An 18459-nucleotide genomic window follows, 5' to 3' on the forward strand; every position below is an offset into this window, starting at 1 on the left:
GATGACCGGCCCGGCCACCGCATCGTCACCGCGCGGCAAGGCCGACCCGAAGAAGGATCTGGACTGTTACCGGGCGCGACGCGGGCGGTTCCGGATCGTCGACATTCCCGACATGGCCTATCTGATGATCGACGGTCACGGCGACCCCAACACGACGCAGGTGTTCGCGGAGGCCATCGAGACGATGTACCCGGTGGCCTATGCCTGCAAGTTCGGGAGCAAACGCCGCCTCGGCCGCGACTACGTCGTGCCACCACTCGAGGGACTGTGGTGGGCCGAGGACATGACCTCGTTCACCCGGGCCCGGGACAAATCGCGGTGGTCCTGGACGTTGATGATCATGGTGCCCGACTGGGTCACCGCCGATCTGATCGACGACGCCATCGCGGCGGTACGCGCCAAGGGTGCGGCTCCCCGGATCGCTGACCTGCGTGTCGAGTCCATGTCGGAGGGACGCTGCGTCCAGACGCTGCACGTCGGATCCTTCGACGACGAGGGGTCCGTCCTCGCCGAGATGCACGACAGCTTCATCCCCGACAACGGGTTGACCATGACCGGCCGCCACCACGAGATCTATCTGAGTGACTTCCGTAAGACGCCGGAGGATCGTCGGAAAACGATTCTGCGGCAACCGGTTACAGGACGCAGTTAACCAACACCGGTTCGGGTGCGAGGGTGACGCCGAAGGCCCCGGCGACGCCGTCGCGGACATCGCGGGCCAGATCGAGGATCTGTTCGGCGGTCGCGCCACCCCGATTGGTCAGTGCCAGAGTGTGTTTGGTGCTCAACCGGACCGGAGATCCCGGGCCCGGATAGCCCTTGGCGTAGCCGGCTCGCTCGATCAGCCATCCGGCGGACAGTTTCACGCCGTCATCGGCCGGATACGACGGCACCGAGATGTCGCGACCCACGCGCGTGTGGATGCGTTCGAGTACCGCAGCGGCGTCGTCGGCCGAGATGATCGGGTTGGTGAAAAACGAACCGGCACTCCAGGTGTCGTGATCATCGGGGTCCAGCACCATGCCCTTGCCCCGGCGCAGCGACAGCACGGCATCGCGGACCGCGGCGGCGTCGGCGGACGAATCGCGCTCCACCCCCATGACATCGGCGAGTTCCCGGTACCGCAGCGGCCGGCTCTGCCCGGCGTCGTCGAGCCAGAACGACACCGCGACGACGATCATGTCGTCGCGGTGCTTGAGCCGCGACGTGCGGTAGGCCAGACCGAGTTCGTTGGGCGAGACCCACCGCAGGGTGCCCGAGCGACGATCGAGAACGTGCACGCTGCGCAGGATGTCGGCGACCTCCACCCCGTAGGCGCCGACGTTCTGGACGGGGGTGGCGCCGGTCGATCCGGGGATACCCGACAGGCATTCGAGCCCGCCGAAGCCCTCGTCGACGGTGGCCGCCACCAGATCGTCCCAGACGACCCCGGCGTCGGCGGTCACGTGCGCGCGGCCCGATTCGCGGCCGGTGCCGAAGTCGATGCCGGAACTCTCGATGCGGATGGCGGTGCCGTCGAAGCCGTCGTCGCCGATCACCAGATTCGAACCGCCGCCGATCACCAGGGCGGGCTCGGACTCGGCGTCGGCACCCAGGATCTCCTCGACGACCGAACGGGTATCGGTGCAGCGGATCAGTGCTCGCGCCGGACCGCCGACCCGCAACGTGGTCAGCCGGGCCAGCGGGACGCTGCGCTGCAGCGGTGTCTCGGTCACGGCCCCACCGTAACCCGCGGCCCCGTCAAGCGGTCTGCCCCGTCGAGGGATCTGGGCCGTCAAGGGATCTGGGCCGTCAAGAGATCTGGTCCGTCGAGTAATCTCTCTGCCATGGCGAGCTCGCTCAAGCACTCGGTGTCCTTTCCCTTCTCCACCGCCCGGTACTGGGAACTCGTCTCCGACGAGCAGTACTGGCACGGCCTGCTCGAGGCCACCAACTCCAGCCACGGCAAGCTGATCTCGTTCCGGATCGACGGCACCGACGTCCACGTCGAACTGCAGCAGGGTGTGCCCGAGGACCGGCTGCCGTCGGTGGTCACCAAGGTCCGTCCCGGTGATCTGGAGATCCCGCGCACCATGACCTTCGGCTTCGACGGAAACGTGCTCACCGGCACCATGAGCGCGTCGGTGACCGGCGCCCCGGCCCACGTCGAGGGTGCTTTCACCGCCACCGGTGATCCGGCGAACGTCGACTACACCGGCAGTGCCAAAGTGGGCATCCCGTTCGTCGGCGGCAAGATCGAAACCGCCGTCATCGAGCAGTTGGTGGAACTCCTCGACAACGAGCGGGAGAAGACGGTGACTTGGGAGGCCGCTCACCGCTGACGTAACCTGACCGTTATGGCACGACGTCTCAGCTACTCCGCTCGCTACACCCATCCTGCGGAGAAGCTCTACGAAGCGCAGATGACCCGCAGGTACTGGGATGACATGATGGCGGGTTTCCAGATGATCTCCCCGCACTGCGAGGTGGAGGACTTCCGCGCTGATGAAACCGGCATGAAGGTGGTGCTCAAGCAGCACATCGGCCGCGACCAGCTCCCCGCGATCGCTCAGACCGTCCTGATGAAGGACATGGTGATCACTCGCGAGGAGACCTTCGGTCCGTTCGACCCGGACAACACCAAGGGTGACTACACCGCCTCCATCCCGGCCGGCCCGGGCAGCCTGACCGGCTGGCAGGAACTGTTCCCCACCGACACCGGATGCACGATCCGCAAGACGTCCGAGGTGAAGGTCTTCATCCCGTTCATCAACGGCAAGCTCGAGCAGCTGATGCTGGTCAATCTGGTGGACCTGTTCCGCGCCGAGGCGGAATACGCCAAGGACTGGATCGACAAGAATCTCTGACCGCAACCCCGCGTCGGGAAAGCCGGCCGGCCGCATCACCCGCGGCACCACCAACATCAACCGGCTGCGCCGGGTGGATCGGTGGATGGCGCACGACCCGGCGGTCATCGGCGCGCTGACCACGTCGCCGCGGCCCCTGGTCGTCGACCTGGGCTACGGTGCCCGCCCTGACACCTGCGTGGAGATGGCTCACCGTCTGCGCGCGGTGGCGCCCGATTTGGAGATGGTCGGACTGGAAATCGATCCGGACCGCGTCGTCCCGCCTCGTCATGATGTCCGTTTCGCCGTCGGCGGCTTCGAACTCGCGGGCCTGCGACCGCGTCTGGTGCGGGCCTTCAACGTGCTGCGTCAATACGACGAGGCCGAGGTCGGCCCGGCCTGGGCGCGGATGCAGGCCCGGCTCGCACCGGGCGGGCTCATCGTGGAGGGCACCTGCGACGAGATCGGCCGTCGCTGTACCTGGGTGCTGCTGGACGCCGACGGCCCGCGCAGCCTGACCTTGTGCTGGTCTCCCCGGCACTCCGACCGTCCCTCCGATCTCGCCGAACGGCTCCCGAAGGCGCTCATCCACCGCAACGTGCCCGGCGAACGCATCCACGACCTGCTCACCCTGGCCGATCGCTGCTGGGACAACGCCGCCGGGCACACGGTGTTCGGGCCGCGGGCCCGATGGGCGCAGACGTTGCGGTCGATGCGGGCGGCCGGTGTCGACGTCGCGATCAGCCGACGCCGCGTCGTCGACAATCTGTTGACGGTGCCCTGGGAGTGTGTCGCACCACACGGGTAGGTTGGCCGCATGCGCATCGCGATGGCCCAGATCAACTCCGGAACCGACCCGGCCGACAATCTCCGCGCTGTCGCCGACGCGACCCGGGAGGCCGCCGCCGACGGCGCGCGACTCGTGGTGTTCCCCGAGGCGATGATGTGCCGCTTCGGTGTCCCGCTCGGACCGGTGGCGCAGCCACTGAACGGTCCGTGGGCCACCGGCATCGCCGACCTCGCCCGCGAACACGACCTCACCATCGTCGCCGGCATGTTCACCCCCGCCGATGACGGCCGGGTGGCCAACACACTCATCGCCGCAGGCCCGGACGGCACCTGCACCGGCTACGACAAGATCCACCTCTACGACGCGTTCGGATTCAGCGAATCCGAGACCGTCGCACCCGGTGACACCGCCGTGAGCATCGACGTCGACGGGATCACCGTCGGACTGGCGACCTGCTACGACATCCGGTTCCCCGAGCTGTTCACCACGCTGGCCGCCGAGGGTGCGCAGGTCATCGTGGTGCCGGCGTCCTGGGGCGCGGGCCCCGGCAAGGTCGATCAGTGGCGCACCCTGGCGACGGCGCGGGCACTGGATTCGACGTCATTCGTGGTCGCCGTCGGGCAGGCGGTACCGGTGGCGGAGGCGGCCCGGAAGGCCAAGGCGCCGACCGGGACCGGACATAGCCAAATCTCAGATCCCTTCGGTAGCGTGGTCGCGTCATATCGGGGGGAGCGTCACATCGGGGTACACGACATCGATCTGGATGTCGTCACCACAGCCCGCGAACAGCTCGCGGTGCTCGCGAATCGGCGAACTTTTCACACCACTGCATCGCCGGCATCGCACAGCATCTGAGCGACACGGATCGAACGAGAACCGACTGGGGACCACCCACAGCCGAGAAACGCTAGGACGGAATGCATGGCCGACGAGACCGAGGGTCCGGGCACCGAACGGACTCCGCAGGACCCGGATTCGACGAAGAAGGTCGATCGCCCCACCGTTGACGAGGCGTCAGCGGCCACCGAACAAGAGACGTCAGCGGCCACCGAACAATGGGAACCGGCGTCGACGTCGCAGCACGCCCGGGCCTACTCCGACGTCTCGGCGGCCACGACCTCACCGGTCACACCACCGCCGGCGGCCGGATGGGAGGCGCCGACGGGGACCTCACGGTTCCCGACCGGTGAGAATCCGGTCGGACCGGAGACCGGTGCTGGGCCGCAGTCCACCGGTGTGGTGACGACATCCCCACGCCGCGGTGGGAAGGGCAAGTTCATCGCTCTCGGCGCGGTCGGGGTGATCCTCGTCGTCGTGATCGCGTTGGTTGGCACCGAACTGTTTCTGCGCAGCCGCGTGACCGACTGCCTGGAGAGCCAGTTCGGTTCACTGACCGGCCAGTCGACCAGTGTGTCGTTGAGCAAGAAACCCATTCTGCTGCAGAAGTTCTCGAACGACTTCCCGTACGTGCAGGTCGACACCGCCGACGACGGCTCCACCGGAATCCGGTTGCATGCGCGCGCCGACGGCCTCAGTCAGGACGGCGACGCCCTGAAGATCTCGTCGCTGTCGGGCACCGGATATGTGCCGTTCCAGCGGGTGATCGATCTGAGCGCCCAGCAGTCATCGAGCGGTGGCGGTGGCGGTAACGGCACCGGCGGATCCGGTGATCAGAATGCGCTCCTGCCCAGCGGCGCCGAGGTCACCTCGGTGGTCGGCAACTCCACCGACGGGACCGTCAAGGTCGATGCGACCGTGCAGGTCGCCATCTTCCCGGTGCCGGTCAGCCTGACCATCAAACCCGTCGTCGATCAGGGACAGGTGCACTTCCAGGTCGAGCAGGCCAACGCCTTCGTCTTCGGCATCCCCGCCGACTTTGCGCAGCAGTTCGTCGACGGTTTCGGTGACAGCCTGTTCGGTGACTTCACCAAGGAGATCCAGGTGCAGTCATTGAAGGTGACCGACCAGGGCGTCGACTTCGCCGTCTCCGGGACCGACGTCGACCTCACCGGCGCCACCACCAGCTCGGGTAACCAGTCGGAGGGCTGCTCGCTGACCTGACGCCCCAGGTGTGTCCGGCCACGTCGGTACGCTGGGAGATGTCCGATTCTCGAACCCCTCCCGGAGGCTCCCGTGGGACAGCTACTGCTCATCGCCATCGTCATCCTGCTCGTGGTGGGGGTGGTGGTGCTGTTCCAACAGCGGTCCGGTGCCGGCACCGCCCGCACCCTCGACGACGCCAAGGCCGACGCCCGGCAGGTCATCGAACGTCTCGGTGGTCAGGTGTACATGCTCGTCGGTGATTCGCCCGCGTCCAAGCAGGCCCTCGCCGACGCGTCCGAGCGGCTCACCGCGGCCGGCTCTCAGATCGATCAGGCGGCCAGTCCCGCGCAGGCCCGGCTGGCCAAACAGACCGCGATCGAAGGTCTGTACTACATCCGTGCCGCGCGCACGTCGATGGGAATGGATCCCGGTCCGGCGATCCCCGAACTCGACGGTCAGCGCAGCGCCGGCGCGGTGACCGAGGACCGCGCCATCGAATTCGAGGGCCGCACCGTGGCGGCCTCGCCGAAGCCGTCGTCGGCGACCCCCAACTACTATCCGGGCGGCCGGGTCGCGGGCCGTCCGGTGCCGGCCGGGTGGTATTCGGAACCCTGGTGGAAACCCGCACTGGTCGCCGGTGCGTGGGGTGTCGGATCGATGCTGCTGTTCTCGTCGTTGTTCTCCGGCATGGCCGGCGTCGGCTACAACGCCGCGGCCTTTGAAAGCGGTGCCGGTGATTACGGCGACGGTGGTAACGGCGACTACGGCGACGGTGGTGGAGACGCCGGGGGAGGGGACTTCGGCGGTGGTGATTTCGGGGGCGGTGGTTTCGGCGACTTCGGTGGCGGTGGCGACTTCGGCGGCTTCTGACGGTGCTCCGATCGGCTGTCTGATGCCGAGATCAGTTGAACACCACGGTCTTTCGGCCGTGCACCAGAACCCGATCCTCCAGATGCCAGCGCAATCCCCGTGCGAGAACCAGGGTTTCGATGTCACGGCCCTGCCGGACCATGTCGATGACCGCGTCGGAATGGTCGATTCGGGTGACGTCCTGTTCGATGATCGGCCCGGCGTCGAGGTCGGCGGTCACGTAATGGCAGGTGGCGCCGATCAATTTGACGCCGCGGGCGAATGCCTGATGGTAGGGGCGGGCGCCGATGAAACTCGGTAGGAAGCTGTGGTGGATGTTGATCGCCCGTCCGGCCCACGCCTCGCACAGTTCCGGCGGCAGGATCTGCATGAACCGGGCCAGCACGACCGCGTCGGGGGCGTAGCCGTCAACGATCGCCTCCACCTGATCGAAGGCCGCGCGCTTGGAGCGGGCGCTGGAGCGACCGTCAGGACCGGCGAACGGCACATGGTGGAACCTCACCCCGAAACGTTCGGTGAGCTCCTGCAGGTCCGGATGATTACCCACGACCGCCGACACCGTCGCCGGCAGCTCACCGCGGTCGGCGCGACCAAGCAGATCGGTCAGGCAGTGGCTCTCCTTGCTGACCAACAGGACCGCCGACTTGCGCTCGCCGGTGTCAGTGAGCTTCCACTCGGTCTGCGGGCCCCACTCGGCGGCCACCTCGGCGAACCGGGTGCGGACCTCGTCGAGCGACAGCGACACCGAGTCGGCCCGCACCGCCTGCCGGGTGAAGAACCAGCCGGAGTCCTCGTCGGAGTGATAGGCCGCCTCGGTGATCCAGCCGCCGATCTCGGCCAGGAATGTCGAGATCCGCGCGACGATCCCGGTCTGATCCTGGCATCCCAGGGTCAGGACGTAGCGGCGGTCGGTGGTGGCGGACACGGTCGGGGCGGGCACAGCGGTGGTCACGATCCTCAAGTGTGCCAAGCTCGACATCGTGACCACCACCGACCTCCGCCGTGACGACGTCGCCGCCCTCGTCGATCACACCCTGCTCAAGCCCGAGGCCACCCGCGCCGACGCGCGGGCCACCGTCGCCGAGGCCGCCGACCTCGGCGTCTACGCGGTCTGCCTGTCGCCGTCGATGCTGCCCATCGACACCGGTGCGCAGCGCAGCTGCGTCGTCGCCGGATTCCCGTCCGGCAAACACCATTCGCTGGTCAAGGCGGCCGAGGCCCGGCTGGCCGTCGATTCCGGTGCCGACGAGGTGGACATGGTCATCGACGTGGGGTCCGCGCTGGCCGGTGAGTTCGACGAGGTGTTCGCCGACGTGCTCACCGTGCGTGAGGCGGTCGGCGCCGACACCGTCCTCAAGGTGATCGTGGAATCGGCGGCCCTGCTCGAACTCGCCGGGGAGGTCACCCTCGTCGAGGTGTGCCGACGGTCGGTGGCGGCCGGGGCCAGTTTCGTGAAGACCTCCACCGGCTTCCATCCGGCCGGCGGGGCGAGTGTGCGGGCCGTGGAGATCATGCGTGCCGCGGTCCCGGACAGTGTCGGGGTCAAGGCGTCCGGTGGTATCCGGGACGCACGCTTCGCCGCCGAGCTGATCGCGGCCGGGGCGACGCGTCTGGGACTGTCGGGAAGTCGCGCGGTGCTCGAGGGATTCCCCGAGTAGGTCGTACGGCCGAGTCACTCACCCCGTCGAGTACCTCACCCGGCGGTCGCGAGCACGCGTCGTCGGACATCGGCCTGGATCAGGTCGGCGTTGATCAACGCGCCGGCCTGGACCCCGGCCGCGGCCGACGCGCCGACCTGTGCGGCGAGGTCGGCGGCATTGCCCGCCGCGAACACGCCGTCAACGGGGGTGCGGCCACCGAACTCCGTCGGGACGACCGTGCCCATCGGGTTCTCCTGCAACGTGCCGCCGAGCGATTCGTAGAGGCCGTCGCGCGCGACCATCCGGGGACCGACGACGAGCGCGCCGAGGCCGATCTCGCGGCCGTCGGCGAGGACGGCGGCCCGCAGCCTGCCGTCGGTCGAGTCCAGCCGGACGACGGGACCGGCGACGACGTCGATGCCGAGTGCCGCCAGTTGTGCGCGTTCGTCGGCGCTGGGCGTCGGCATACCCTGATCGATCACCGTGATGTGGTCGCTGAGCTGCGAGAACAGCAGGGTCTGATGCACCGCCATGGGACCGGTGCCGAGAATGCCGATGCGTGCCCCGCGTACCTCGTAGCCGTGGCAGTACGGGCAGTGCAGCACGTCGCGTCCCCACAGCTCGGTCAGGCCGGGCACGTCGGGGAGTTCGTCGACGAGGCCGCCGGCCAGCAGCAGCCGTCGTGCGGTGATCTCGTCGCCGGCCGCGGTCCGGGCGACGAAGCCCACCTCGCCGTCGACGGACGATCGGGTCACCGAGGCGACGGTGCCCTCGACGATGTGTGCGCCGTATCCGCGGGCCTCGTCCCGGCCGAGCCGAAGGAGTTCGAGGGGCGAGATGCCCTCGCGTCCCAGGAGGTTGTGCGCGCCGTCGGCCGGTGCGTTGCGGGGATGGCCGGCGTCGACGATGAGCACCGAGCGCAACGATCGGGCCAGCGCGACGGCTGCGGCCAGCCCGGCCGCGCCGCCGCCGACGATGAGGGCGTCGACGTGTGTGGGGATGTCGGTCTCGGATGTGGTCATGAGGGCTCCTCGTCGTGGGGTGTGTCGTGGGATGTGCGGGCGATCCAGACGAGTCGCCCGGTGCGGATGTGCAGATCGGTGCGGGTTGCGAGCGAGGCCGGGCCCCCGCCGAGCAGGTCGTCGACGGCGGCGAGATCCTCGGCGGCGAGGTCGTCGGCGAGGCCCGCGCGCACCCGGGCGAACCAGGCGTGGGCGTAGGCCCGGGTCAGATCGGTCGTCTCGGGGATGTCGATGGTGATCGTGTGGGTGCCGGCCATCGCGAAGCCGGCGTCGACGATGGTGCCGGTCCAGTCGGGGAACGAGTTGTAGCCGCGTCCGGCCATGATCGCCTCCATCCGGGTCTCGACGCCGGTGCCGTCGGGTGGCTCGGGCAGGAAACGTGGCTGATGCGGCATCTCGATCACCGCGAGGACGCCACCCGGGCGCAGGCGGTCGCGGGCCGCGCGCAGCAGTGCGGCGGGATCGGCGACGTGGTGCAGCGATGCCGACGCCCAGATGACGTCGGCATCACCGATGTCGGCGGGCCATCCGTCGTCGAGGTCGGCGATCACGATTCGCGCGGCGGGTGTGTTCGCGCCAAGTCGGGCGGCCATCTCGAGCGAGGCGTCGACGGCGACGATCTCGGTGCCGGGGAACGCGGCGGCCAGCGCGCGGGTACCGACGCCGGTGCCCGCGCCCAGGTCGACGACGACCTCGGGGGTACGCCGCAGCGCCGCGGTGATCAGATCGGTCACGTCGGCGAGATAGGACCCGACGACGGCCGCGTCGAGTTCCAGGAGTTCGCCCATGTCGTGGTCGGTGTGCCCGTGCCCGTGCCCGTGCCCGTGCTCGTGCCCGTGACTCTGTGCGTGGTGTTGGTGGTGATGTGTCCCCATGACTGCCACGCTAGCGGCGACTTGTCGATTCGGCATACACTCTTGCCCATGACGCAAGAAATGGATGAGGCCGAGATCGACGGGGCGGAGCCCGACGTGGGCGAACTCGACGACATCGACCCCGACATCGACACCGTCGTGCGGCAACGGATCCGCGCGATGCGCGTCGCCAAGGGCTGGACCCTCGACTCGCTGGCGCACCGATGCCACCTGAGCCCCTCCACACTCAGCCGCATCGAGACCGGACATCGTCGTGTCGCGCTGGATCAGCTGGTGCCGATCGCCCGCGCGCTGGGCACCTCACTGGACGTGCTGGTCGAGCCGGTCGCCGACACCGACGTCGTCATCCGCCCCGAACCCCACACCACTGACGGGATCACCGTGTGGCCTCTGTCACGGGATGCGACGCCGGCCGGGGTCGTGGTGGCCAAGATGCGGATGGACCCCACCGTCGAAAAGCATGCGCGGCAGCTGCGGGTGCATCCGGGTCACGAGTGGTTCACCGTCCTCTCGGGAACGGTCCGGCTGCGCCTGGCCGAACGGACGATCATCATTCCCGCAGGTCACGCCGCCGAGTTCGCGTGCACCGTGCCGCATTCCATCGCGCCGCAGGACGGTCCGGCCGAGATCCTGTCGATCTTCGACCACGACGGAGAACGGGCGCACCTGCGGGGTTCACCGGCATCCGCGGCGTCGCTCACCTGACTGCGATCACAGCTGGCAGGGAGCGTTTCCTCAGATCGGCTCGGTACGCTGGTTCGGTCATGACTACGTACCCGATTCCCAACCGCCGCACGGTTCTCGCCGCGGCCGGTCTGGCCACCGCCGGACTCGTCGCCGCCGCGTGCGGGCGATCCACCGACACCCCGGCCGCGCAGGAATCGCGGGAGCCGACGGTCAAGGTCACCTATACGCCCGCCCTCGACGATCCGGATGCCCCCAATCCCACCTCGACGTTCGAGGTGAAGGCATCCGGCGGCACGCTCAATCCGGACGTGAAACTGCTCAATCCGCGGGGTAAGTCGGTGGCGGGAACGTTGTCGGAGGACCGCACCACCTTCACCGTCAACGAACCACTCGGCTACGACACCACCTACACGTGGGAGGGCAGCGCCGTCGGCCAGGATCGCCTGTCGGTGCCGGTCGAGGGATCGTTCACCACCCTGGCCCCACAGACCCAGCTGAACCTGGTGGTCAACATCGCCGACGGCCAGGAGGTCGGGATCGCGGCGCCGCTGATCCTGAAGTTCGACGGCACCGTCACCGACAAGGAGGCCGTCGAGCGGGCGCTGACGGTGACCACCACCCCGGAGACCGAGGGTTCCTGGGCGTGGCTCGGCGAGGACAACGGGTCGCGTGTGCACTGGCGGTCGAAGGAGTACTTCGCACCCGGCACCAAGGTGCACATGACGGCCAAGCTCTACGGCCTCGATCACGGCGACGGTTCCTACGGTGCCGCCGACGTCACCAGCGATTACGTCATCGGGCGTTCGCAAATCGTCAAGGCCGAGGCGTCGTCGCATCAGATCGTGGTGGTCCGCGACGGGGCCACCCTGATGACGCTGCCGTGCAGTTACGGCGAGGGCGACCTCGACCGCAACGTCACCCGCTCGGGCATCCACGTGGTCAGTGAGAAGCACGAGGACTTCTACATGTCCAACCCGGCCGCGGGGTACTTCAACGTCCGTGAACGGTACGCGGTCCGGATTTCCAACAATGGCGAGTTCATCCACGCGAACCCGGAAACCGTTGGCGTGCAAGGATCGTCGAACGTCACCAATGGCTGCATCAATTTGTCGCTGGAGAACGCGCAGCAGTACTTCAACACCGCGATCTACGGTGATCCCGTCGAGGTGACCGGTACCCGCATCGACCTCTCGGAGGCCGACGGCGACATCTTTGACTGGATCTTCGACTGGCCGACCTGGAAATCGATGTCGGCGATCAAGGGCACCCCGCGGTCCTCGTCGGTGCCGGCCACCCCGCAGGGGGCGCCGTCGTCGGTGAGCGCACCCAACTGACGCAGCGCCCTGAACCCGCTATCCGGAACCCGCTATCCGGTCTTGACGTTGCGCCGCGCGGAGGCCTGATCGCGGGGCTTGAGCACGATCTGGTCGAGGTTCACATGCGGTGGACGTGACGCGACGAAGCCGATCACCTCGGCGACGTCGTCGGCCACCAGCGGGGTCAGCCCCTGATAGACGGCGTCGGCGCGTTCCTGATCACCGTCGAAACGGACCAGCGAGAAATCGGTCTCGACCATGCCGGGCAGGATCTCGGTGAGCCGGATCGGCTTGCCGAGCAACTCGAACCGCAGGGTCCGGTGCAGGACACCCTGCGCGTGCTTGGCCGAGGTGTAGCCCGCCCCGTTGTCGTAGGCCTCGATCGCGGCGATGGAGGTGATGGTGACGATCAGTCCGTCGCCGGACGCCTCCAGGGCCGGCAGCAGCGCCTTGGTGACTCGCAGCGTGCCGAGAACGTTCGTCTCCCACATCCAGCGCCAGTCGTCGAGGTCGGCGGAGGCCACCGGGTCGAGTCCTTTGGCGCCGCCGGCATTGTTGACCAGGACATGCACGGCATCCAGCCCGTCGACGAACCGTGCCACCGACTCCTCGTCGGTGACGTCGAGTTGCCTTCCGGTTCCCCCGATCTCGGCGGCCAGCGCCTGCACGCGGTCGACGCGGCGGGCACCGAGGACGACGTGATAGCCCTGTGTGGCCAGGGCGCGGGCGGTGGCCGCACCGAGACCGGAGCTGGCTCCGGTGACCACGGCGATGCGGCTGTCGGAGGTGGGTTGTGTGGACTCGCTCATGGTCGCCAGCTTACGACTCGGCGCCGATGGCACCCCTTTCGGTTCGGGCATGCCCTAGATTGATCTGTCATGCAGACGGTGATCCCGGCGACCCTGGCTGTCGGGACCTCGCCCGCGGCAACGGTTTTGCAGGCCATCCGGGTGGGTGCGCCGATCATGCGCGACACCCTGGCGCAGGTGAGCGGACTGTCACCGGCGACCATCAACCGACAGGTGACCGCCCTGACCGAACTCGGCTTCGTCGTCGAACGCCGTGATCTCGTGCACCACGGCGGGATCGGCCGGCCCAAGTATCCGCTGACGCTCGATCGCGACCGCCTCTGCGTGGCCGGGATGCATATCGGTGCGCGACGAACCCTGCTGGCGATCGCCGACCTCGGTGGGCGCACCCTCTACAGTCACGCGGTCCGCACCCCGCACGACGATCCGGACGCCGCTGCGAGTGCGTTGTGCGCACAGGTGGCCGAACTCGCCGAACGGTTCTCGGGTCGTCGCCTGCTGTGGGGTGGAGTGGCGATCGGCGGTCACGTCGACACCACGACCGGCGTCGTCGAACATCCGTTGCTCGGCTGGCGCCGGGTCGGCATCGGCGCGCGACTCGCCGACGCCCTCGGTGTCCCGGTGTCGGTGTGCGAGCACGTCCAGGCGATGGCGGCGGCCGAACTGCTGCTGAGTTCGCCGCACAGCGGTGGGGATCTGGGACTGTTCTTCTACGCGCGCGAAACCACCGGCATGGCGGTGACCGTCGACGGCCGGGTGGTGGTACCGAGCCGCGGCGCGGGATCGGTCGCCGGTGTGCCGGTGTCGGCCCCGGTCCTGTGCGGTGGACCCACGCGATTCCAGGACGTCGTCGGCGTCGAGGTCGGACGCCGCGCCGCGGTACGGCTCGGGCTCCGCGAGGATTCCTCACGCATCGTCGACGAGCGGGCCCGCATCCTCGGCGAGGTGGTGGCGCAGTTCCGTGACGCCGTCAACCCCGACTCGGTGGTCGTCGCCGGCGCGGCATTCGGCGCGCACCCGCAGGGGCTCGCGCCGGTGCAGGCGGCGTTCGACGCGGCGTCGGCCATCGGGTGGCCGCTGGAGCTCACCCCGTCCCGGTTCGGGCTGTCGGTGCAGGAGAGTGCGGCAATCGTGGTGGCACTCAGCGTCATCTACGCCGATCCGGTCGCCGCGATGTCGGTGCACTGATCGGCCGCCCGCGCAGCCGGCGACGTTCTGCCTTACCGTGTGGTCATGACAATCCCGCCACGTGACGTGGCCGCCTCGATGTCCATCTCCGTCACCGCCCCCACCGAACTCGAGATGCAGATAGCCGTCGCCCACATGCCCGGACTGAGCGTCGACGAGTCACTGGAGGTGACCGTCGACGGCGCGTCGGTCGACGTCGAGGAGCTACTCGACACCTACGGTGGCCGCATCCACCGCCTCTCGGTGGAGTCCGGGCTGGTGCAGGTCGACTACCGCGCCACGGTGCTGACCCCGGCCGACCCGGTGGCCGTGCAGATCACCGACCGGTCGATCTACCTGCGCCCCAGCCGATATGCTGAGGCCGACAAGTTCTTCGGCTTCGCCGCCGGTCAGTTCGATGCCTCGCTGCCCGACGGTGAACTCCTCAACCAGGTGACCGCCTACGTCGAGGACCGCCTCGATTACATCCCCGGTGCCAGCGATCCGATCGACGGTGCCGTCGACACACTGCTCGCAGGCGCCGGTGTGTGCCGCGACTACGCGCATCTGGTGGTGGCGTTGCTGCGGGCGCTCAACATCCCGGCACGCTTGGTGGCGGTGTATGCACCGGGCTGCGATCCGATGGACTTCCACGCGGTCGCCGAGGCATTGATCGATGGCGAATGGGTCGTCGTCGACGCCACCCGCCTCGCGCCGCGTCAGGGTCTGGTGCGTATCTCGACCGGACGCGACGCCGCCGACACCGCCTTCCTCGACAACCACAGCGGCTCGATCAACCTCGACTCCTATCAGGTGACCGCGGTGGTGCGCGGCGACCTACCCTTCGACGATGGATCGGAACGGATCCGCATAGGCTGAGCATCGTGCATGCGCTGACGTGTCCGATCTGCAACGCCCTGTCGGGATTCGCCAATCAGAACTGTCCGCAATGCGGCACCACCGTCGGTGTGCATCTGCCCAGCCGCACCCTGGTGGTGGCCTCCGAGGAGGGCATCGACATCGACGGGCAGCGCTGGGAGCGCTGCTCGAACTGGGATCGCAACGGCTGCAACTGGATGACGTTGTCGGAGGTGTCGGAGGAGAATGCCGGCCTGCGCGGCCTGTGTTTCCCGGATTCGTTGGTGCGGCGGCGCCCCGACCCCAGTGACACCTTGGCCAGCGAGAAACTCGCATCCACCACCTTCGATCTGCGGATGCTTGTCTTCCAGCTCGTCGATCTGGGGTTGCCGGTCGAACCGTACTGGCGGAGCAAGGGCGGCCTGGCCTTCGATCTGCTCTCCAGCCTGTCGGAGGGCCGGCAGGTCCTCATCGGCCACGCCAACGGCGTCATCACCATCGATCTCGCCGAGACCCTCGATGCCTACCGGGAACGGCTGCGCGTGCAACTCGGAGAGCAGTACCGCACGATGCTGGGGCACTTCCGGCACGAATCCGGCCACTACTACGAGAATGTGCTCGTCGAGACCGGGGAGGGCGCCGACCTCTATCTCGACAAATGTCGCGAGATCTTCGGTGATGAACGGCAGAGTTACGCCGACGCGCTGAAACGGCACTATCGAGAAGGCCCGCCCGACAATTGGCGGGACTCCTACATCTCCGAATACGCCACCATGCACCCGTGGGAGGACTTCGCCGAGTGCTTCGCGCACTACCTGCACATCACCGGCACCATCCACACCGCCCGTGAATCGGGGCTGATGCTCGAAAGCGATCAGGTGCGGTTCTCGATGGACCGCGACATCGTGCCGTTGGAGTCCTACGCCGATCAGCCCATCGAGAAGCTGCTCTACGACTGGAAGTGGTTGGCCACCATGTTCAATCGGGTGAACCAGGCGATGGGGCGGCGGCCGCTCTATCCGTTCGAGATCCCGCAGCCGGTGGTGCGCAAACTCGGGTTCGTGCACCGGGTGATCCGCGAGACGGCGAAACGCCATCCGGTCACCGACCCGCTGGTGACCACCGCGACGGTGCCGGCGTCGGAGTCCTGAGCCCGGGCGCCGGGTCTGAGCCGCCGGTCTCCCGAACTCAGCCGGCGACGGCCACCCGGCGACGTTCCGCGACGAGGGCGAGCACCGCCGCGACGTCGTGCGGGTCGCCGATGCGGTATTCGGCGGCAGTGTCGCCTCCGCCCACCTTGATGCTCACATCCTGCCCGTGCCGAAGATGTGCGAAGGCCTTCTCGTCGGTCACGTCGTCGCCGAGATAGATCACCACGTCGGCTCCGGTGCGTTCGCGCAGGAAGTCCAGCGCCAGGCCCTTGCTCGTCTTGATGACGGCCAGTTCGATCACGGCCTTGCCCTCGGTGGCCTCGACGCCGGGCCATGACGCAGCACCGCGGCGCGCGGCGTCCAGGGCGGCCGCCGCATCATCGGGGGCGGCGTTGCGCACGTGCAGCGCCGTGCTGATCGGCTTGGTCTCCACCGTTACACCGTCGAATTGCGCTGCGATGGAGGTGAATTCGTCGACGATCCGGTCGAGCAGGGCGTGTTGTCCGGCGGTGACGGGCTGCTCGAAGCCGGTGTCGAACTCGCTACCGTGACTGCCGATCAGGGTGATGTCGGCGTCGTCGCCGAGGCCCGAGCGGGCCGCGAGGTCCGACAATGCGCGCCCGGAGATCACAGCCACCCAGGTCCGCTCGAGTGCACTCGCCGCGCGCAGTGCATCGATGGATTCGGGCAGTGGAACGGCGTCCTGCGGGCGTGACACGATCGGCGCGATGCATCCGTCGTAGTCGCTTGCCAGCAGCAGCCGCTCAACGGTGGCCGCATCCTCCAGGACTCGGCGGACCTCGGCGGGGAGGTCGGTGGCGCTCACTGTTCGGACTCGGACCGGTCGGACCCGGGTTGCTCGGACGCGAAGGACTCCGAGTCGTCCGGATTCACCAGTTGCACACCACGATTGGCCGACGACGTGGTCTCCGCGGTGGCCGCCAGGGTGCCGAGGAAACTCTCCGCCCACTTGGCCACGTCATGGGTGAGGACCTGCCGACGCAGGGCCCGCATCCGCCGTCGACCCTCCTGCGGGGTCTGGACGACGGCGGCTTCGATGGCGTCCTTGACGCCGTCCAGGTCATACGGGTTAGCCTGATAGGCCGATCGCAATTCCGCTGCGGCGCCGGTGAATTCACTCAGCACCAGCGCGCCGCCCAGGTCGCTGCGGCAGGCCACGTACTCCTTGGCCACCAGGTTCATCCCGTCGCGCAGTGGCGTCACCAACATCACGTCGGCGGCGACGAAGAACGCGATCAGATCCTCGCGTGGCACCGGCCGATGCAGATACTCGACGACCGGATGGCCGACGCTGCCGTAGGTCCCGTTGATGTTGCCGACGAGTTGTTCGATGCCGGCCCGCATCTGGATGTAACTCTCGACCCGTTCCCGGCTCGGCGTGGCCAGCTGCATCATGACGGTGTCGGCTGCGTCGATGCGCTTCTCCGCCAACAACTCCGACAATGCCCGCAACCGGACGTCGATGCCCTTGGTGTAATCAAGGCGGTCGACGCCGAGCAGGATGGTCTTGGGGTTGCCGAGTTCCTTACGGATCTCGGCGGCCCGCTTGCGGATCTCCCGGGAGCGGGCCATCGTGTCGAGTTCGCTGGAATCGATGGAGATCGGGAAGGCGCCGACCCGCACCGTGCGGAATCCCACCTGCACGACCCCGAACCGGGACCGGACACCCACGGTGCCCTTGCTGGTGGCCTGCCCGGCCAGTCGGCGCGCCAGATAGAGGAAGTTCTGCGCCCCACCGGGCAGATGGAAACCGATGAGGTCGGCACCGAGGAGGCCTTCGACGATCTCGGTGCGCCACGGCATCTGCATGAACAACTCGACCGGCGGGAACGGGATGTGCAGGAAGAAACCGATGCGCAGATCGGGACGGAGCATCCGCAGCATCTTCGGCACCAGTTGCAGCTGATAGTCCTGCACCCAGACAATCGCCCCGTGCGCGGCAGCCCTGGACGCTGCCTCGGCGAAACGTCGGTTCACCTCGACGTAGGTGTTCCACCATTCGCGGTGATACTCGGGCTTGACGATCACATCGTGATACAGCGGCCACAGGGTGGCGTTGGAGAATCCCTCGTAATATTCGGCGATCTCCTGCGTCGACAGGGGCACCGCCTGGATGCCGATGCCCTCGACCTCCGGATTGTCGTCGGAGTCGGCGATCCCGGACCAACCGACCCAGGCGCCGGTGTGCGAGCGCAGGATCGGCTCGAGCGCGGTGACCAGACCGCCGGGGCTGCGCTTCCAGCGCACCTCACCGTCCGGGCCGACCTCCTTGTCGACGGGCAGCCGATTGGCCACCACCACGAACTCCGCCCCGTCCTCGGGAGAGTCCGAGTGACCGGTGTTCGACGATGTGCTGTTCGGCCCCGCGTCGGTGGAGGTCACGAC

Annotated in this window: 20 protein-coding genes; 13 read left to right on the forward strand and 7 right to left on the reverse strand. The window is 68.0% G+C overall.

Translation table 11 applies throughout. The features are described from left to right. The first annotated feature begins 1 nt into the window (after window position 1). Entirely contained in the window at window positions 2–652 is a 651-nt protein-coding gene (locus ACWETB_RS10630) for a GyrI-like domain-containing protein (RefSeq protein ID WP_449742179.1), read from the forward strand. On the opposite strand, the gene ACWETB_RS10635 is transcribed toward ACWETB_RS10630, so the two are convergent. Further along, window positions 636–1715, reverse strand: a complete 1080-nt coding sequence (locus ACWETB_RS10635; protein WP_449742178.1) for a UDP-N-acetylmuramate dehydrogenase — start codon at window positions 1713–1715, stop codon at window positions 636–638. The two genes, ACWETB_RS10630 and ACWETB_RS10635, sit on opposite strands and share 17 nt — an antisense overlap. Window positions 1716–1826: 111 nt before the next feature. Between ACWETB_RS10635 and ACWETB_RS10640 the strand changes: the two genes are divergently transcribed. The 6 genes from ACWETB_RS10640 (at window position 1827) to ACWETB_RS10665 (ending at window position 6528) form a co-directional block, all read left to right on the forward strand. Next, on the forward strand, window positions 1827–2321 hold the full coding sequence (locus tag ACWETB_RS10640) for a DUF2505 domain-containing protein (RefSeq protein ID WP_449742177.1): 495 nt from the start codon (window positions 1827–1829) through the stop codon (window positions 2319–2321). Window positions 2322–2336: 15 nt separating this feature from the next. Beyond that, window positions 2337–2846 (forward strand): DUF2505 domain-containing protein, encoded by a 510-nt coding sequence (locus tag ACWETB_RS10645; RefSeq protein ID WP_348804594.1) that lies wholly within the window; start codon window positions 2337–2339, stop codon window positions 2844–2846. Window positions 2847–2880: 34 nt separating this feature from the next. After that, entirely contained in the window at window positions 2881–3633 is a 753-nt protein-coding gene (locus ACWETB_RS10650; RefSeq protein ID WP_449742443.1) for a class I SAM-dependent methyltransferase, read from the forward strand. 9 nt (window positions 3634–3642) lie between these two features. Beyond that, window positions 3643–4470 carry a carbon-nitrogen hydrolase family protein gene (locus tag ACWETB_RS10655; protein WP_449742176.1) on the forward strand — a complete coding sequence of 276 codons (828 nt, stop codon included), beginning with the start codon at window positions 3643–3645 and terminating at the stop codon, window positions 4468–4470. Window positions 4471–4536: 66 nt separating this feature from the next. Further along, window positions 4537–5676, forward strand: coding sequence for an LmeA family phospholipid-binding protein (locus ACWETB_RS10660; protein ID WP_452211019.1), 1140 nt, complete (start codon window positions 4537–4539; stop codon window positions 5674–5676). Window positions 5677–5748: 72 nt separating this feature from the next. After that, on the forward strand, window positions 5749–6528 hold the full coding sequence (locus tag ACWETB_RS10665; RefSeq protein WP_452211021.1) for a DUF1542 domain-containing protein: 780 nt from the start codon (window positions 5749–5751) through the stop codon (window positions 6526–6528). Between the two features lie 31 nt (window positions 6529–6559). On the opposite strand, the gene purU is transcribed toward ACWETB_RS10665, so the two are convergent. Continuing rightward, complete coding sequence (purU, locus tag ACWETB_RS10670) at window positions 6560–7480, reverse strand: formyltetrahydrofolate deformylase (protein ID WP_449742173.1); 921 nt, start codon at window positions 7478–7480, stop codon at window positions 6560–6562. A gap of 28 nt (window positions 7481–7508) precedes the next feature. Here purU and deoC point away from each other — a divergent pair, with 28 nt between their 5' ends. Beyond that, on the forward strand, window positions 7509–8186 hold the full coding sequence (gene deoC, locus ACWETB_RS10675) for a deoxyribose-phosphate aldolase (RefSeq protein WP_449742172.1): 678 nt from the start codon (window positions 7509–7511) through the stop codon (window positions 8184–8186). Between the two features lie 35 nt (window positions 8187–8221). On the opposite strand, the gene ACWETB_RS10680 is transcribed toward deoC, so the two are convergent. Both ACWETB_RS10680 and ACWETB_RS10685 read right to left on the reverse strand, forming a co-directional pair. After that, on the reverse strand, window positions 8222–9190 hold the full coding sequence (locus ACWETB_RS10680; protein WP_449742171.1) for an NAD(P)/FAD-dependent oxidoreductase: 969 nt from the start codon (window positions 9188–9190) through the stop codon (window positions 8222–8224). Further along, the gene (locus tag ACWETB_RS10685) at window positions 9187–9978 is read right to left on the reverse strand and encodes a class I SAM-dependent methyltransferase (protein WP_452211024.1); all 792 of its coding nucleotides are present in this window, start codon (window positions 9976–9978) and stop codon (window positions 9187–9189) included. Before ACWETB_RS10685 ends, ACWETB_RS10680 begins: the two co-directional genes overlap by 4 nt. Window positions 9979–10179: 201 nt before the next feature. Here ACWETB_RS10685 and ACWETB_RS10690 point away from each other — a divergent pair, with 201 nt between their 5' ends. Both ACWETB_RS10690 and ACWETB_RS10695 read left to right on the forward strand, forming a co-directional pair. Further along, on the forward strand, window positions 10180–10770 hold the full coding sequence (locus ACWETB_RS10690) for a helix-turn-helix domain-containing protein (protein WP_449742442.1): 591 nt from the start codon (window positions 10180–10182) through the stop codon (window positions 10768–10770). Between the two features lie 59 nt (window positions 10771–10829). After that, window positions 10830–12086: a L,D-transpeptidase gene (locus ACWETB_RS10695; RefSeq protein WP_449742169.1), complete on the forward strand. Its 1257-nt coding sequence runs from the start codon at window positions 10830–10832 to the stop codon at window positions 12084–12086. Between the two features lie 32 nt (window positions 12087–12118). On the opposite strand, the gene ACWETB_RS10700 is transcribed toward ACWETB_RS10695, so the two are convergent. After that, window positions 12119–12877 carry an SDR family NAD(P)-dependent oxidoreductase gene (locus ACWETB_RS10700; protein WP_452211026.1) on the reverse strand — a complete coding sequence of 253 codons (759 nt, stop codon included), beginning with the start codon at window positions 12875–12877 and terminating at the stop codon, window positions 12119–12121. Between the two features lie 69 nt (window positions 12878–12946). On the opposite strand from ACWETB_RS10700, the gene ACWETB_RS10705 reads away from it, so the two are divergent. From ACWETB_RS10705 to ACWETB_RS10715, 3 genes are read left to right on the forward strand one after another with little or no spacing between them, the layout of a single operon-like run. Beyond that, on the forward strand, window positions 12947–14065 hold the full coding sequence (locus ACWETB_RS10705) for an ROK family protein (RefSeq protein WP_449742167.1): 1119 nt from the start codon (window positions 12947–12949) through the stop codon (window positions 14063–14065). A 45-nt stretch (window positions 14066–14110) separates the two neighbouring features. Continuing rightward, entirely contained in the window at window positions 14111–14923 is an 813-nt protein-coding gene (locus tag ACWETB_RS10710; protein ID WP_452211028.1) for a transglutaminase-like domain-containing protein, read from the forward strand. Between the two features lie 5 nt (window positions 14924–14928). Further along, complete coding sequence (locus tag ACWETB_RS10715) at window positions 14929–16053, forward strand: zinc-binding metallopeptidase family protein (RefSeq protein ID WP_449742165.1); 1125 nt, start codon at window positions 14929–14931, stop codon at window positions 16051–16053. 37 nt (window positions 16054–16090) lie between these two features. Here ACWETB_RS10715 and otsB read toward each other — a convergent pair whose 3' ends face one another. After that, a complete protein-coding gene (gene otsB, locus ACWETB_RS10720; protein WP_449742164.1) occupies window positions 16091–16879 on the reverse strand; it encodes a trehalose-phosphatase in 789 nt (262 codons plus the stop codon). Continuing rightward, window positions 16876–18456: an alpha,alpha-trehalose-phosphate synthase (UDP-forming) gene (locus ACWETB_RS10725; RefSeq protein ID WP_452211031.1), complete on the reverse strand. Its 1581-nt coding sequence runs from the start codon at window positions 18454–18456 to the stop codon at window positions 16876–16878. Before ACWETB_RS10725 ends, otsB begins: the two co-directional genes overlap by 4 nt. Window positions 18457–18459 lie beyond the last annotated feature (3 nt).

The organism is Gordonia sp. NPDC003950 (assembly GCF_053605205.1).